The organism is Microbacterium sp. JZ101 (assembly GCF_053903175.1).
The window spans coordinates 3,451,935-3,467,247 of sequence record NZ_CP096400.1 but is presented as its reverse complement, the minus strand read 5'-3'; the positions used below and the strand labels follow the sequence as shown (position 1 = coordinate 3,467,247).

Genomic DNA, 15,313 nt, shown 5'->3' with positions numbered 1-15,313 from the left:
GCGATTGCGGATGGCCCTCGTGCGCGGTAATCTGAACCGCACACATCAATGTGAGCGCTCACATCCGCGGTCATGGACGCGTCGAGGAGGACAGATGTCGGATGCAATCGCGCAGGCGTCGCTCGGGATCGAACTGGGGTCGACCCGCATCAAGGCGTGCCTCGTCGCACCGGACGGAACGACGCTCGCGGCGGGCGGCTTCACGTGGGAGAACCAGCTCGTCGACGGGCTGTGGACGTACTCGCTCGACGACGTCCGCGCGGGCGTGCGCGCCGCGTACCGCGAGCTCGCGGAGAACGTCGAGCGCGACCACGGCGCGAGGCCCTCGACCTTCGCCGCGATCGGCGTCTCCGCGATGATGCACGGCTACCTCGCGTTCGACGCGGAGGGGGAGCTGCTCGTGCCGTTCCGCACGTGGCGCAACACGAACACGGGGCCCGCGGCGGCTGAGCTCAGCGAGGCCTTCGCCTTCGCGATCCCGCTGCGCTGGTCGGTCGCGCACCTCCACCAGGCCGTCCTCGACCGCGAGGAGCACGTGCCCCGCGTGCACGCGATCACGACCCTCGCGGGCTACGTGCACGAGCTGCTCACGGGGCGCCGCGTGCTCGGCGTGGGCGACGCGTCGGGGATGTTCCCGATCGACACCGCGACCGGCACGTACGACGCGACGATGCTGAGCACCTTCGACCGCCTCGCCGCCGAGCACGGCGCGGAGGGGCTGCGGATCGCCGACGCGCTGCCCGAGGTGCTGAGCGCGGGCGAGGACGCCGGCACCCTCACGGCCGACGGCGCCGCTCTCCTCGACGAGTCGGGGGCGCTGCAGCCGGGCATCCCGCTCTGCCCGCCCGAGGGCGACGCGGGCACGGGCATGGTCGCCACCGGCGCCGTCGCGCCGCGCACGGGCAACGTCAGCGCCGGCACGAGCATCTTCGCGATGGTCGTCCTCGAGGAGGGCCCGCGCACGCCGCATGAGGAGATCGACATCGTCACGACCCCCGCGGGCGACGCGGTCGCGATGGTCCACTGCAACAACGGCGCGAGCGAGCTCAACGCCTGGGCGGATGTCCTCGGCGAGTTCGCGGCCGCGCTCGGCCATCCGTCGGCGCCCGATGCGGTCTTCGAGGCGTTCCTCGGCGCGGCGCTCGAGGCCGAGGCCGACAGCGGCATGCTCGTCTACAACTTCCTCTCGGGCGAGCCCATCGCGGGTCTGACCGAGGGGCGGCCGATGTTCGTGCGCACGCCCGACGCGCGACTGACCCTCGCGGGCTTCGCGCGCGCGCAGCTGCAGGGCGCGTTCTCCACCCTGAGCCTCGGCATGCGGACGCTGACCGACGAGGGCGTCGCGATCGAGGAGATGCGCGCGCACGGCGGCATGTTCCGCACGCGCGGCGTCGCGCAGCGCATCCTCGCGGCCGCCATCGGCGCCCCCGTCTCGGTCGCCGAGACCGCGAGCGAGGGCGGCGCCTGGGGGATCGCGGTCCTCGGCCAGTACCGCCGCGCGGTCATCGACGGCTCGGCTTCGGGCCGCGACCTCTCGACCTGGCTCGACGAGGAGCTCTTCGCGAGCGCGTCGGCCGACACCATCGTCCCGGAGGCGGCCGACGTCGCCGCCTTCGACACCTACCTGCAGCGCTGGCGCGCGGGGCTCGCGGCCGAGGCGGCCGCCGTCTCCGCCGTGTCCGCGTCGCCTGCCGACTCCTGAGAGCGAGGAACGACATGACCGACTTCAGCCCCGAGGTCCAGGCCTCGATCGACCGCGTCCGCGCCGACGTCGCGAAGCTCCACGGCGAGCTCACGCGCTACGGCCTCGTCGTGTGGACCGGCGGCAACGTCTCGGGCCGCGTGCCCGGCGCCGACCTGTTCGTCATCAAGCCGTCGGGTGTGAGCTACGACGAGCTCGCGCCCGAGAACATGATCCTGTGCGACCTCGACGGCGACGTCATCGAGGGCACCCCCGGCTCGGAGCGCAGCCCCTCGAGCGACACCGCGGCGCACGCATACGTGTATCGGAATATGCCCGAGGTCGGCGGCGTTGTGCACACGCACTCGACCTACGCCGTCGCGTGGGCCGCCCGCGCCGAGCCCATCCCCTGCGTGATCACGGGCATGGCCGACGAGTTCGGCGGAGAGATCCCGATCGGGCCGTTCGCGGTCATCGGCGACGACTCGATCGGCCGCGGGATCGTCGAGACGCTGCGGGGGCACCGCTCGCGCGCCGTCCTCATGCAGAACCACGGCCCCTTCACGATCGGCAAGGACGCGAAGGACGCCGTCAAGGCGGCGGTCATGGTCGAGGATGCCGCGCGCAGCATCCACATCGCCCGCCAGCTGGGCGAGCCGGTGCCGATCCCGCAGGAGAAGATCGACCACCTCTACAACCGCTATCAGAACGTGTACGGCCAGACGCCGCAGGGAGGCATGAACCGATGAGCCGCAGCATCATCCCGGATCTCGCACAGCACGAGGTCTGGTTCCTCACGGGGAGCCAGCACCTCTACGGCGAGGAGACGCTCCGCCAGGTGGCCGAGCAGTCGCAGCAGGTCGCGCAGGGCCTCGTGGATTCGCCGGATGTCCCGGTCCGAGTGGTCTGGAAGCCCGTCCTCACGGGATCGGACGAGATCCGCCGCATCGTGCTCGAGGCCAACTCTGACGACAACGTCATCGGCCTCATCGCGTGGATGCACACGTTCAGCCCGGCGAAGATGTGGATCTCGGGCCTGAACGCGCTCCAGAAGCCGCTCCTCCACCTGCACACGCAGGTGAACGTCGACCTGCCGTACGCCGACATCGACTTCGACTTCATGAACCTCAACCAGGCCGCGCACGGCGACCGCGAGTTCGGGTACATCGAGACGCGACTCGGCATTCCGCGGACGACCGTGGTCGGCCACGTGAGCGACCCCAAGCTCACCGCGCGCGTCGGCGTGTGGGCGCGTGCGGCTGCCGGCCGTGCGGCCGCGCAGGGGCTCAAGCTCGCGCGCTTCGGCGACAACATGCGCTTCGTCGCCGTCACCGAGGGCGACAAGACCGAGGCGGAGATCCGCCTCGGCGTGCAGGTCAACACGTGGGGCGTGAACGATCTCGTTGAGGCCGTCGACGCGGCGAGCGAGGCCGACGTCGACGCGCTCGTCGACGAGTACCTCGAGCTCTACGACGTGGCCGAGGAGCTCCGCCCGGGCGGGGAGCGCGCCGAGTCGCTGCGCTACGGCGCGAAGATCGAGCTCGGCCTGCGGTCGTTCCTCGAGGCGGGCGGCTTCAGCGCGTTCACGACGTCGTTCGAGGACCTCGGCGGTCTCCGCCAGCTCCCGGGTCTCGCCGTGCAGCGCCTCATGGCCGACGGCTACGGCTTCGGTGCTGAGGGCGACTGGAAGACCGCGGTCCTCGTGCGCCTCGCGGCCGTCATGGGCGCGGGCCTCCCCGGTGGCGCGAGCCTCATGGAGGACTACACGTACCACCTCGAGCCCGGCAACGAGCTCATCCTCGGTGCGCACATGCTCGAGGTCAGCCCGTCGCTCACGACGGCGAAGCCGCGCCTCGAGGTGCACCCGCTCGGCATCGGCGACCGCGAGGACCCCGTGCGCCTCGTCTTCACCGCCGACCCCGGCCCGGCTGTCGTCGTCGCGATGAGCGACCTGCGCGACCGCTTCCGCCTCGTCGCGAACGTCGTCGAGAACGTCGAGCTGCCCGCGCCCATGCCGAAGCTGCCGGTGGGGCACGCGCTGTGGAAGCCCGCGCCCGACTTCCACACCTCGGCGGCCGCGTGGCTCGCCGCCGGCGCCGCGCACCACACGGTGATGTCGACGCAGGTCGGCGTGGAGGTCTTCCGCGACTTCGCGAAGATGTCGGGCGTCGAGCTCGTCACGATCGACGACGACACGACGCTCGCCGGCTTCGAGCGCGAGCTGCGCTGGAACGCCGTCTACTACCGCGTGGCCCAGGGGCTCTGACCCGCACCGCACCGCGACCATCCGGACCCCGCGCCCTGCTGTGAGGGCGCGGGGTCCTGCGCGTGGACGCGGTGAGGCGCGTGCGGGGGCGCGGGGTGTGCGTGCGGGACGGCCCCGCCCCGAGCCGTGCGTGTCTCGCGGGGTGTCGTTATCCGGGCGCGATTCCGGCGCCGCGTGAGACACGGTGTCCTGGCCTCGAGAACAGCGGGCCTGAGCCCGAGAAACAAGGGCCGTCGCAGGCCCCCGGTGGGTGCAAGATCACGATCTGATGAATCTCGATTTTGTCCCCCATTTGGGGGACAAATGCAGTATCGTGTTCGCAGACGTCCCTCTCGGTCGTCCAGCCCTCATCGCTATCCCCCCTAGTCGATGAGGGCTGATTCCTTTCCTGGCCATCTGCCGACCATCTTCGTCATTCGGCAGATGGCCCTATCCATTTCGGCTCGACTCCCGTAGCGTGGGCCTCGGTCGGCGCGAAATCTGCATCGGCACCCATCAAGAAGAACGGCAGTACATGAGCACGCAAGGCACCGTCAAGTGGTTCAACTCGGAGAAGGGCTTCGGCTTCATCGCTCCTGACGAGGGCGGCTCTGACGTCTTCGCGCACTACACCGCGATCAGCGCGAGCGGCTACCGCTCGCTCGAAGAGAACCAGCGCGTGGAGTTCGAAATCGCCCAGGGCCCCAAGGGCCTCCAGGCGGAGAACATCCGCCCGCTGTAACCCACAGCGTTCGAAGGGCCCGTGCGACCAGCTCGCACGGGCCCTTCCTTCTGCCCGGACGGGCCGGCGGTCACGCGCTCGCGCGGTCGTGGTCGGCGAGCGCCTTCGCTTCCTCGGCATGGCGGATGGCGCGGCGCGCGTCGTCGAGAGCCTCCACCGGGTCGACGGTCTGCCGCGCCTGGGCGAGTTCCGCGCGGGCGGCGTCGAGCCGCACGCGCGCCTCGAGCGACGCGCCGTGGCCGACCGCCGTCTCCGCCCGGGCGAGCGCCGAGCGTGCGGCGGCCAGGGTGCCGGGGAGGGCGCTGCGCGCGCCGAGCAGCCGCTGCTGCGCCGTGCGGGCATCCGCGAGGGCGATGTCGAGACGGTCGCGCAGACGGGCGACGCCCTCGTTCGTCGCGACGGGCCGGCGCTCCGCCTCCGCGCGCAGCCGATCGAGCTCGTCGGCCGCCCGCTCGATCTCGCGCCCGAGGCGCTCGGCATCGGATGGCTCGAGCGCCGCGCGGATGCCCGTGGCCGAGCGGATGGCCGCGGCTGCGGCGTCGAGCTCGCCGCGCACCGCCTGCGCCGCCTGCAGCACGATGCGGTGGCGCTCTTCGAGCGCGCGCGACCGCTGCTCGGCCGTGCGGAGTCGGCGCTCAGCCGCCGCGAGGTCGTCCAGGGCCGATCGGGACGGGTCCTGCGCGGCTCGCTCCGCCTCGTCGAGGAGGCGACGAGCATCCTCGAGCGCCGCTCGGGCGTCGTCCGCCGCGCCCGCGGCGTCGTCCCATTCCGACCGATCGGCGCGTGCCGCGAGGTCGTCGAGGAGCGCCGTGGGGTCGCCCATCCGCTCGGTGACGCCCGCGAGGCGCTCGCGGGCGGACGCCACCTGCTCGGCCGCTGTGACGTGCGAGGCGATCCAGGCGCCGTGCTCGCCGCGTGCGGCCTCGACGGCCTGCAGCGCCCTGTCGAGGCGCGCCGTGAGGGCGCGTGCGGCTCGGCGGACGCGTGCGGGAAGCTCGGTCGACTCGCGCAGCGCGCGGTACTCGCCGAACGCATCGTCGCGCGTGTGCTGCGCGGTCATGCGCGACCGGCGCAGCGTGGGCGGCGGGTCGCCGCCGTACAGGGCTCCCGAGAGCTGCAGCTCGAGCTCGAGCTCGTCCACCGCGTCGTCGAGCGCGACGAGCTTCGTGCCGACGCCGTCCAGGGCGGTCGCCGCCCGTGCACGCGCCCGGCGACCCCGACGGGAGCGCTTGACGATCCACACCGTCAGCACGACGACGAGCGCGGCCCCCGCGAAGACCGCGAGTGCGGGCAGGACCCACGCCAGGACGGTCTCGAGCTCGATGTCGAAGTCGTCGAACACGGCGGCGGGCTAGGCGGCGTCGGACTGCTCGGGCTGCTCGGACAGGAGAAGCGGGCGCAGCTGGTCGATGTCGTCGACGACCGCGATCGCGCCCTCCTCCTCGCCCGGGGTGCCGAAGCCCCATCGGACGAAGATGACGGGAACGCCGTGCTCCGTGGCGCCGTCGACGTCGTGGTGGCGGTCGCCGATGAGCACGGGGTGCGACGTGTCGACCCCCGCCTCCTTCAGCCGCTCGAGCGCCTTCGCGAGCACGGTGGCCTTCGTGTCGAGTGAGTCGGCATCGGAGGACGCGCCCGTGATCGAGGTGAAGCAGCCGGCGAGTCCGTAGTGCTCGAGGATCGCGATCACCTGGTTCTCGGGCTTCGTGCTCGCGGTCGCCTGCGGAACGCCCGCCGCGTTCACGGCGTGGATGAGGTCGGCGACGCCGGGGTACAGCGCGACCGACTCGGCGTAGCCCTCGCGCGCGGCGAGCTCGCGGTAGCGCGCGACGGCGTCGACGGCCTCCTCGGGGCTCAGCATGCCGCGCACCTGGAACGACTCGAGCATGGGCGGGCCGATCCACGCCGACAGCTCGTCGGGGCCGGGCGGTGTCCGGCCGAGGTCGGTGAGGACCTGCGTGATGCGGGGGAGGATCCCGGCGGATGCGTCGGCGACGGTCCCGTCGACGTCCCAGAGGATGCAGGACCAGGGGGAGATCTCGGACGCCATGCTCCCCACCCTATCCGCGGCGCGTCGCCGCACCGACGCACGCGTCAGACCGGCGCGGGTCGCACGAGGGGCGCCGCAGACGGCGCGAAGGCCGAGCTGAGCACCTGGCACCCCGCTCCGATGGCGGTCGCATCGGAGCCGAGGGACGAGGTCGACACGCGGAGCGCATGCGGCAGGACGTATGCGCGGGAGCGGGCGATGAGGCGCCCGACCTCCGGGAGGACGACCGGCGCGAGGTGGTTCCAGAACGCTCCGCTGAAGACGATGTCGCTGAGGTCGAGGAGGTTCGCGACCGCGACGACCGCCGTGGCGATGTCGCCGGCGATCTGCTCGAGGAGGCGCGCCGCCCGCTCGTCGGAGGCGCCGGCGGCGCAGACGTCGGCGTAGGCGGCGGCGATCGCGCCGTGATCGGCGGGATCCACGTGCGGGATGATCCCTTCCCGCACGGCGTCGCGCACGAGGCGGGCCGGTGCGATGTTCTCTCCGAGGCAGCCGCGGTTCCCGCATGCGCAGACGACGCCTTCGTGAGACACCCGGAGGTGGCCGATGTCTCCCAGATTCGACGTGGCACCGCGCCGGACGCTGTGGTCCAGTGCGACGCCGAGACCCACGCCTGTGCCGACGTAGAAGACGGCGAAGTCGTCTCGCACGCTGTCGTGGCCGGACCAGAGCTCGCCGATGGTCGCGGCGGTCACATCCTTCTCGAGCGCGACGGGAAGGCCGAGCGCGTCACCGAGGGCGTCCCTCAGGGGGACGCCGTTCCACCCGGGGAGCAGCGGCGGGTTGTCGACGGTTCCCCGTTCGAGGTCGAGCGGGCCGGGCGCGGCGATCCCGATGCCGAGCAGCCGGGCGCGGTCGATACCCGCCTCGCCCAGGAGCCGCTCGACCGAGAGCCGCATGCTCTCGATGACGTCGGCGGGCGAGAGCACGGGCGGCGTCGGGGTCGCCGCTCGCGCGATCACCGAACCGGCGAGATCCACGACGGTGTACGTGATGAACGACGGATCGAGGTGGATGCCGACCGCGGTGCGCGCCCCGGGGACGAGATGAAGCGAGGTGCGCGGCTTCCCCGGGCCGGTCGCGAGCCGCTCGCCCTCGCGGATGAGCCCATCGGCGAGGAGGCGCCGGGCGACGTTCGTCACCGTCTGCGACGACAGACCGGTCTGGGCCGCGATCTCGACGCGGCTCACCCCCGTCGGCGCCACGCGGATGACGTCGAGCACGACGGATTGATTGAACTCGCCGATCGACGGCAGGTTCGCGCCGCGTCGCATCATGGGCCGCACCTCCGTCTCCAGTATCGACCTCGCAGGAGCGCATCCCCGCGAGCATCTTGACTTTAGTAAACCAAGACGATTTATTAATTCTCGAAGCGGCCGCGCACCGACGCGTCGGCCGATGCGGACAAGGGAGTCTCATGATGCGCAGGACGATGACGTCGCTGGCACTGCTGGGGGCCGGTGCGCTGCTGCTCTCCGGCTGCGGAGGCGGCGAGGCAGGCGGCGATGCGGACACGATCCGCGTCGCGTACCAGAAGTTCGGGACGTTCACCCAGCTCGACGACCTCCTCCAGGACGTGAAGGCGGACTACGAGGAGGCGCACGAGGGCGTCACGGTCGAGCTCGTGCCGATCGAGGCACAGCAGAACGACTACTTCACGAAGCTCGCTCTCATGAACCAGTCGCCCGCCACGGCGCCGGACGTCATGTACGAGGACACCTTCATGATCAAGTCCGACGTGGACGCCGGCTACCTGGCTCCTCTCGACGACTACGTCGCGGAGTGGGACGACTGGGACCAGTTCTTCGACAACGCGAAGCAGGCGGGGCTCGGCGACGACGGGAAGATCTACGGGATCCCCATGGGAACGGACACGCGTGCGCTCTGGTACAGCACCGAGCTGTTCGCGCAGGCCGGGCTGCCGGTCCCGTGGGAGCCCAAGACCTGGCAGGACGTCCTCGATGCAGCGCAGACGATCAAGGAGTCGATCCCTGACGTCATCCCTCTCAACGTGTACGCCGGCAAGCCGCAGGGGGAGGCCGCGGCCATGCAGGGCTTCGAGATGCTCCTGTACGGCACGGACGACACGCTCTACGACACGGAGACCTCGAAGTGGGTGACCGGCTCCCAGGGGTTCGTCGACGCGCTGCAGTTCATCGCCGACGTCTACCAGGGTGAGCTCGGGCCGACGCCGCAGGAGGCGCTCGACACGAACGTGGGGACGAAGGTCGCCGCCGAATGGCTGCCGCAGGGCAAGCTGGCGATCGCGCTCGACGGCTCGTGGCTGAGCGGCACGTGGCTCGAGACCGGAACCGCTCCGTGGCCGGAGTGGAGCGAGGTGATGGGCCAGGCGCCGATGCCCACGCAGAACGGCCAGGAGCCGGGCGCGACGAGCATGTCGGGCGGATGGACGCTCGCGATGGGCGCGGGAACGGACAATCCCGATGCGGCGTGGGACTTCATCGCACTCGCGCTGAACAAGGAGAACTCGCAGACATACGACATCGCGGCGAGCCAGATCGCGGTGCGCTCCGACGTCGCCGACGACCCGGAGTACACCGCAGCGAACGAGTCGTTCGAGTTCTTCTCCTCGCTCGTGGACGTCACGCACTACCGCCCGGCGACGAGCGACTACGCGCAGATCTCGAACGAGATCACCGTGGCCATGGAGGCGGTCATGACGGGGCAGCAGACGCCCGAGGAAGCCGCGGCCGCGTACGACGCGGCGGTCGTCGACATCGTGGGCGAGGAGAACACGCAGGATGGCTGACGTCCTGTCCGAGACCGCTCTCGTCGTCGGCGTGGACCCGCGCCGACGACGGGGCGGTCCCCGCCCGCCGCGCGGGCGGCTCCGTCGCGACGCGGTGCGCGCGCTCCCGCTTCTGCCCGCCGTCGTGCTCCTCGCGGTGTTCCTGCTCGGGCCCGTGATCAGCTCGTTCTACGGGGCCTTCACGAACGCGGCTCTGAGGGGCGCCGCCGCGCGAGACGTCGAGTTCGTCGGATTCCAGAACTACATCGATCTCTTCTCCGATCCGGACTTCCCGCAGTCGGTCGTCCTCACGCTCGTCTTCCTCATCGGCTCGGCGATCATCGGCCAGAACGTTCTCGGGATGATCCTCGCGCTCGCGATGCGCTCGTCGGCCGCCATCGTGCGGGGCGTGGTGGCGACGATCGTGGTCGGCGCCTGGGTGCTCCCCGAGATCGTCGCGTCGTTCGCGGCGTACGCGTTCTTCGCGCAGGACGGGACGCTCAACGCGCTGCTCGGGCTGGTCGGCGTCGAGGGTCCGTCCTGGCTGTACGACGCGCCGATGCTCTCGGTCATCCTCGCGAACATCTGGCGCGGCACCGCGTTCTCGATGCTCGTGTACTCGGCGGCGCTCGCCGAGGTGCCGCCGGAGATCACCGAGTCGGCCGAGGTGGACGGCGCGCGCGGATGGCAGCGCTTCGCCTACATCACGGTGCCGATGATCCGACGGAGCATCTCGACCAACCTCATGCTCACCACCCTGCAGACGCTGTCCGTCTTCACGCTCATCTACGTGATGACCGGGGGCGGCCCCGGCACCTCCTCGTCGACGCTCCCCGTCCTCGCCTACCAGGAGGCGTTCAAGTTCTCCGAGCTCGGGTTCGGGACCGCGATCGCGACCATCCTGCTCGTCGTCGGAGGCATCTTCTCGATCGTGTACATCCGCGCTCTGCGACCGGAGGCAGACCGATGACGCTCGCACTGACGTCGCCGCGAGGGCGTGGGCTGCGTCTCACGGCCAACCTCATCCTGGTCGTGATCGGCGTCGCCTTCCTCCTCCCGATGGGGTGGCTCCTGGTCGCGTCCTTCGACCGGTCCGCCACGCTGTCGGTCGCGATCCCTGCGGAATGGACGCTCGAGAACTTCACCGCGGTCCTCACGCCCGAGCTCGCCTTCCGACCGCTGCTCAACAGCGTCGTGCTGTCGGGAGGATGCGCGATCATCACCGTGATCGTGGCCGTCCTCGCGGCGTATCCCCTCTCGAGGTACCGGCTTCGCATCAACCAGCCGTTCCTCTACGGCGTGCTCTTCGGCACCTGTCTGCCGATCACCGCCATGATGGTGCCCGTCTACATGCTGTTCGTGTGGTTCAACCTCATCGACTCCGTCCTCGGAACGGTCCTCTTCCTCGCGGCGACGTCCCTCCCGATGGCGATCTGGATGACGAAGAACTTCATGGACTCCGTGCCGATCTCGCTCGAGGAGGCCGCGTGGGTCGATGGCGCATCGATGCTGACCACCCTCACGCGCGTCGTGATGCCGCTCATGCGCTCGGGAATCGGCGTCGTCTTCATCTTCGTGTTCATGCAGGCGTGGGGGAACTTCTTCGTCCCGTTCGTGCTGCTGCTGAGCCCCGACCGCCAGCCCGCGGCCGTGAGCATCTTCGCCTTCTTCGGACAGTACGGCGCGGTCGCCTACGGGCAGCTCGCGGCGTTCTCCCTCATCTACTCGCTCCCCGTCCTCGCGCTGTACGTCCTCGTCACACGGCTCTCGGGCGGATCGTTCGCTCTCGCGGGCGCAGTCAAGGGCTGACGCGCACCCCGGAAAGGAATCCCCATGCACGATGACTCCGCCCTGATCGCGAGCCGCATCGCCCGCACCTACCGTGATCGCATCGCCCCGGCCATCCGCGCCGAGCAGGCGCCGATCGAGGTCGATGCGTGGGAGGCGCCGGACGAGCCGGTGCCCTTCGCTGCTGTGCCGCGCGACGGCTTCAGGCCCATCGCATCGGGTGATGCGTGGGGGCGCCCGTGGGGCACGACGTGGTTCCGGGTGCGCGCGGAGGTGCCGAGCGGATGGCGCGAGCGCGCGCAGGCGAGGACGCACGACATCGAGCTCGTCGTGGATCTCGGGTTCATCTCGGGGCAGCCCGGCTTCCAGTGCGAGGGCCTCGTCTACACGCCGGACGGGAGCGTGCTCAAGGGACTCGAGCCGCGCAACGACTGGGTCGCCGTCGATGCGGCAGCCGCGCACGTCGACGTGCTCATCGAGGCGGCCTCGAACCCCGATGTGGGGTCGGACTGGGAGTTCCGCCCGACCGCGCTCGGCGACAAGGCGACCGCGGGGAGCGACCCGCTGTACCGCTTCGGGGGCGTGCGCCTCGTGCTGCGCGATCGCGAGGTCGCTGCGCTCGAGCGCGACTGGTCGACGCTCGAGGGTCTCCTCGCGGTGCTTCCCGAGCGATCGACGCGGCGCGCGGGCCTGCTCCGTGCCCTCGAGCGGGCCTCCGACGTCCTCGATCCGGACGACGTCCCGGGGACCGCGGCGCTCGCGAGGGAGAGCCTCGCGCCCGCGCTCGCCGCGGCATCCCCCGCCTCGACGCACCGGGTCGCGGCCGTCGGCCATGCGCACATCGACTCGGCGTGGCTCTGGCCCGTGCGCGAGACCATCCGCAAGTGCGCGCGGACGTTCTCGAACGTGCTCGACCTCATGGACCGCTACCCCGACTTCGTGTTCGCGGCGTCGTCGGCGCAGCAGTACGCGTGGATGAAGGAGCACTATCCCGAGCTCTTCACGCGCATCCGCGAGCGCGTCGCCGAGGGGAGGTGGGCGCCGGTGGGCGGCATGTGGGTCGAATCCGACACGAACATGCCGGGCGGCGAGGCGCTCGCTCGCCAGTTCGTCGCGGGCAAGGGGTTCTTCCTGCGCGAGCTGGGGGTCGAGACGACTGAGGTGTGGCTGCCGGACTCCTTCGGATACTCCGGTGCGCTGCCCCAGATCGTCGCGGCATCGGGATCGGAGAACTTCCTCACCCAGAAGATCTCGTGGAACGAGACGAACGTCATGCCGCATCACACCTTCCTGTGGGAGGGCGTCGACGGCACCCGCGTCTTCACGCACTTCCCTCCCGTCGACACGTACAACTCCGATCTCGGCGCGGTCGACCTCGCGCGCGCCGAGCGCCAGAACGCCGAGCGCGGGATCAGCGATCTGTCGCTCGTGCCGTTCGGCTACGGCGACGGCGGGGGAGGGCCCACGCGCGAGATGATCGAGACCGGCCTCCGCAAGCGCGACCTCGAAGGGTCGCCTCGCGTCGACTTCCTGCGCCCCGACGCCTTCTTCGCGCAGGCCCGCGCGGGCCATCCGTCGCCGGCGACCTGGTCGGGCGAGCTCTACCTCGAGTTCCACCGCGGCACGTACACGTCGCAGGCGCGCACCAAGGCGGGCAACCGGCGCAGCGAGCACCTCCTGCGCGAGGCCGAGCTGTGGGCGACCGTCGCGACCGTGCGGCACGGGGCGCCGTACCCGGCCGATGCCCTTCGCCGCGCATGGGAGACCGTGCTCCTGCAGCAGTTCCACGACATCCTGCCCGGCTCGTCGATCGCCTGGGTGCACCAGCAGGCCGAGGAGAACTACGCGCGCGTGGCCGACGACCTCGAGGCGCTCATCGCCGACGCGCTCGACGTGCTCGCGGGCGACGGCGACGAGGAGGTCGTGTTCAACGCGGCGCCCATCGCGCTCCACGGGGCGCCGGCGCTCGCCGCAGCGCCGACACGAGCGGATGGCGCCGGCTCATCCGTGCGCGAGGCCGACGGCGGGTATGTGCTCGAGTCGGACGCCCTCCGGGTCGTGATCGACGCCGACGGCGAGATCGTGTCGTTCGTCGACCGCCGAGCTGGCCGCGAGGTCGTGCCGCCCGAGGGGCGCGGCAACGTGCTGCAGCTGTTCCGCGACACCCCGAACCAGTGGGACGCGTGGGACATCGACCATCATTTCAACCGCACGCCGCTCGCGCCCGCCCGCACCGCGGCCATCCGGATCGAGGAGGACGCGGTCGTCGTGGAGCGCGAGGTGGGGAGGTCGTCCGTCGTGCAGCGCCTACGGATCGCGCCGCACGGCGCCGCGCTCGACATCGAGACGACGGTCGACTGGCACGAGCGGCAGAAGCTCCTCAAGCTCGCGTTCGACGTCGACGTGCTCGCCGACGCGGCGGCGTCGGAGATCCAGTTCGGTCACATCCGCCGCCCGATCCACGCCAACACGTCGTGGGATGCCGCGCGGTTCGAGACCGTGGCGCATCGATGGCTGCACGTGGACGAGCCCGGCTTCGGCGTCACCGTCGCGAACGACCGCGTGTACGGCCACGACGTGACGCGCCGTGCGCGTGCCGGCGGGGGCGGCGCGACGCGCGTGAGGGAGTCGCTGCTGCGGGCGCCGGTGTTCCCCGACCCCGAGGCCGACCAGGGCGTGCACGTCTTCCGCCATGCGGTGTCGACTGGCGGGGTCCTCGACGCGGCGGCAGAGGGCTACCGGCTCAACCTGCCCCGTCGCGTCCGGCGCGGCCGCCCCGTCGACCCGATCGTGACGATCGATGGAGCGCCCTCGATCCTCGTCGAGGCGGTCAAGCTCGCGGAGGACGGGTCAGGGGACGTCGTCGTGCGCCTGTACGAGGCCCGCGGGGCGCGTGCCTCGGGCCGGCTCGTGCCGGGGTTCGCGGTCGCCGATGCGCGGCGGACGGACCTCCTCGAGCGCGCGCTGGAGCCCGGGTCAGGCGATCCACTTGCTCTGGAGCTGCGGCCGTTCGAGCTCGTGACCCTGCGCCTGCGCCGGGCCTAGGGGCTGGTCCGTCTCGCCGGCCGCGGTTGTTCAGGTCGCAGTTGGCGTCGGTATCGGCCGGTTTGGGGCCGCGAAGTGCGACTTGGGTGGGGGAGGGGTTGTTCAGGTCGCAGTTGGCGTCGGTATCGGCCGGTTTGGGGCCGCGAAGTGCGACTTGGGTGGGGGAGGGGTTGTTCAGGTCGCAGTTGGCGTCTGTATTGGCCGGTTTGGGGCCGGTAAGTGCGACCTGGGCGGAGGACGGCCTCAGAACAGTCGGGGGACGCCCGACTCGATGCCCTTCATCTCCTCGTAGTCGAGGGTCAGGCAGCGGATGCCGCGGTCCTCTGCGAGCACGCGGGCCTGCGGCTTGATCTCCTGGGCAGCGAACACGCCCTGCACGGGTGCGAGATGGGGGTCGCGGCCGAGAAGCTCGAGGTACCGCGTGAGCTGCTCGACGCCGTCGATGTCGCCGCGGCGCTTCACCTCGACCGCGATCGCGACGCCGGCCGAGTCGCGCACGAGGAGGTCCACGGGCCCGATCGCGGTGGGGTACTCCCGGCGCACGAGGGTCGCGCCGGTTGCGATGAGATCGACCTGCTCGGCGAGCAGGCGCTGCAGGTCGGCCTCGACGCCGTCCTTGATGAGGCCGGGGTCGACGCCGAGGTCGTGCTGCGTGTCGCTCAGCACCTCGTGGATGCGCACCGTCAGGGCGTCGCCGGTCTTCTTGTGCGTGACCTTCCACACCTGCACGACCCCGGCCGAGGCGAGCTCCTCATCCGGCTCGACGACGTCGAGACGGCAGGGCGGGCTCATCCAGTTCAGCGGCTTGTACGAGCCGCCGTCCGAGTGCACGAGCAGGCTCCCATCGCCCTTGTGCATGAGCACGCGCGTGGCGAGCGGCAGATGCGCATTGAGTCGACCGGTGTAGTCGACGGAGCAGCGGGCGATGACGAGACGCACCGCACGAGCCTAACCGTCGAGAGGGGCTCTGGAGCGCCTCACGATGCATGCCGCAGAGGGCATTTCCCAGGTTT

Annotated in this window: 12 protein-coding genes; 8 read left to right on the top strand and 4 right to left on the bottom strand. The window is 71.0% G+C overall.

The annotated features are described in order from the left end of the window. Window positions 1-94 precede the first annotated feature (94 nt). From M1D56_RS15935 to M1D56_RS15920, 4 genes are all read left to right on the top strand, one after another. Entirely contained in the window at window positions 95-1,702 is a 1,608-nt protein-coding gene (locus M1D56_RS15935) for a xylulokinase (protein WP_456284186.1), read from the top strand. 14 nt (window positions 1,703-1,716) lie between these two features. Beyond that, window positions 1,717-2,430: an L-ribulose-5-phosphate 4-epimerase gene (locus tag M1D56_RS15930; RefSeq protein WP_282978295.1), complete on the top strand. Its 714-nt coding sequence runs from the start codon at window positions 1,717-1,719 to the stop codon at window positions 2,428-2,430. Further along, window positions 2,427-3,947, top strand: coding sequence for an L-arabinose isomerase (araA, locus tag M1D56_RS15925; RefSeq protein WP_456284185.1), 1,521 nt, complete (start codon window positions 2,427-2,429; stop codon window positions 3,945-3,947). The genes M1D56_RS15930 and araA overlap by 4 nt, the downstream gene beginning before the upstream one ends. A 514-nt stretch (window positions 3,948-4,461) precedes the next feature. Beyond that, a complete protein-coding gene (locus M1D56_RS15920) occupies window positions 4,462-4,668 on the top strand; it encodes a cold-shock protein (RefSeq protein WP_271172470.1) in 207 nt (68 codons plus the stop codon). Between the two features lie 70 nt (window positions 4,669-4,738). Here the strand turns inward: M1D56_RS15920 and M1D56_RS15915 are convergent, their stop codons facing one another. Genes M1D56_RS15915 through M1D56_RS15905 form a run of 3 tightly spaced genes read right to left on the bottom strand, consistent with a single transcriptional unit; the run spans window position 4,739 to window position 7,995 of the window. Next, the gene (locus M1D56_RS15915) at window positions 4,739-6,010 is read right to left on the bottom strand and encodes a hypothetical protein (RefSeq protein ID WP_456284184.1); all 1,272 of its coding nucleotides are present in this window, start codon (window positions 6,008-6,010) and stop codon (window positions 4,739-4,741) included. 9 nt (window positions 6,011-6,019) lie between these two features. Beyond that, the gene (locus tag M1D56_RS15910) at window positions 6,020-6,718 is read right to left on the bottom strand and encodes an HAD hydrolase-like protein (RefSeq protein WP_456284183.1); all 699 of its coding nucleotides are present in this window, start codon (window positions 6,716-6,718) and stop codon (window positions 6,020-6,022) included. A gap of 44 nt (window positions 6,719-6,762) precedes the next feature. Next, entirely contained in the window at window positions 6,763-7,995 is a 1,233-nt protein-coding gene (locus M1D56_RS15905; RefSeq protein ID WP_421074883.1) for an ROK family protein, read from the bottom strand. 143 nt (window positions 7,996-8,138) lie between these two features. Here M1D56_RS15905 and M1D56_RS15900 point away from each other — a divergent pair, with 143 nt between their 5' ends. From M1D56_RS15900 to M1D56_RS15885, 4 genes are read left to right on the top strand one after another with little or no spacing between them, the layout of a single operon-like run. Beyond that, the gene (locus tag M1D56_RS15900; RefSeq protein ID WP_421074895.1) at window positions 8,139-9,488 is read left to right on the top strand and encodes an extracellular solute-binding protein; all 1,350 of its coding nucleotides are present in this window, start codon (window positions 8,139-8,141) and stop codon (window positions 9,486-9,488) included. Continuing rightward, the gene (locus M1D56_RS15895) at window positions 9,481-10,437 is read left to right on the top strand and encodes a carbohydrate ABC transporter permease (protein ID WP_324013396.1); all 957 of its coding nucleotides are present in this window, start codon (window positions 9,481-9,483) and stop codon (window positions 10,435-10,437) included. The genes M1D56_RS15900 and M1D56_RS15895 overlap by 8 nt, the downstream gene beginning before the upstream one ends. Next, window positions 10,434-11,276, top strand: a complete 843-nt coding sequence (locus tag M1D56_RS15890) for a carbohydrate ABC transporter permease (RefSeq protein ID WP_456284182.1) — start codon at window positions 10,434-10,436, stop codon at window positions 11,274-11,276. Before M1D56_RS15895 ends, M1D56_RS15890 begins: the two co-directional genes overlap by 4 nt. 24 nt (window positions 11,277-11,300) lie before the next feature. Then, the gene (locus tag M1D56_RS15885) at window positions 11,301-14,300 is read left to right on the top strand and encodes an alpha-mannosidase (protein WP_456284181.1); all 3,000 of its coding nucleotides are present in this window, start codon (window positions 11,301-11,303) and stop codon (window positions 14,298-14,300) included. A 243-nt stretch (window positions 14,301-14,543) separates the two neighbouring features. Here M1D56_RS15885 and nucS read toward each other — a convergent pair whose 3' ends face one another. After that, window positions 14,544-15,239, bottom strand: coding sequence for an endonuclease NucS (gene nucS, locus M1D56_RS15880; RefSeq protein WP_282978287.1), 696 nt, complete (start codon window positions 15,237-15,239; stop codon window positions 14,544-14,546). Between the last annotated feature and the right edge of the window lie 74 nt (window positions 15,240-15,313).

Excerpts from the sequence above, each read along its gene's own strand:
- M1D56_RS15935 (WP_456284186.1), top strand. The coding sequence starts at position 95 with ATGTCGGATGCAATCGCGCAGGCGTCGCTCGGGATCGAACTGGGGTCG.
- M1D56_RS15930 (WP_282978295.1), top strand. The coding sequence starts at position 1,717 with ATGACCGACTTCAGCCCCGAGGTCCAGGCCTCGATCGACCGCGTCCGC.
- araA (WP_456284185.1), top strand. The coding sequence starts at position 2,427 with ATGAGCCGCAGCATCATCCCGGATCTCGCACAGCACGAGGTCTGGTTC.
- M1D56_RS15920 (WP_271172470.1), top strand. The coding sequence starts at position 4,462 with ATGAGCACGCAAGGCACCGTCAAGTGGTTCAACTCGGAGAAGGGCTTC.
- M1D56_RS15910 (WP_456284183.1), bottom strand. The coding sequence starts at position 6,718 with ATGGCGTCCGAGATCTCCCCCTGGTCCTGCATCCTCTGGGACGTCGAC.
- M1D56_RS15905 (WP_421074883.1), bottom strand. The coding sequence starts at position 7,995 with ATGATGCGACGCGGCGCGAACCTGCCGTCGATCGGCGAGTTCAATCAA.
- M1D56_RS15900 (WP_421074895.1), top strand. The coding sequence starts at position 8,139 with ATGCGCAGGACGATGACGTCGCTGGCACTGCTGGGGGCCGGTGCGCTG.
- M1D56_RS15895 (WP_324013396.1), top strand. The coding sequence starts at position 9,481 with ATGGCTGACGTCCTGTCCGAGACCGCTCTCGTCGTCGGCGTGGACCCG.
- M1D56_RS15890 (WP_456284182.1), top strand. The coding sequence starts at position 10,434 with ATGACGCTCGCACTGACGTCGCCGCGAGGGCGTGGGCTGCGTCTCACG.
- M1D56_RS15885 (WP_456284181.1), top strand. The coding sequence starts at position 11,301 with ATGCACGATGACTCCGCCCTGATCGCGAGCCGCATCGCCCGCACCTAC.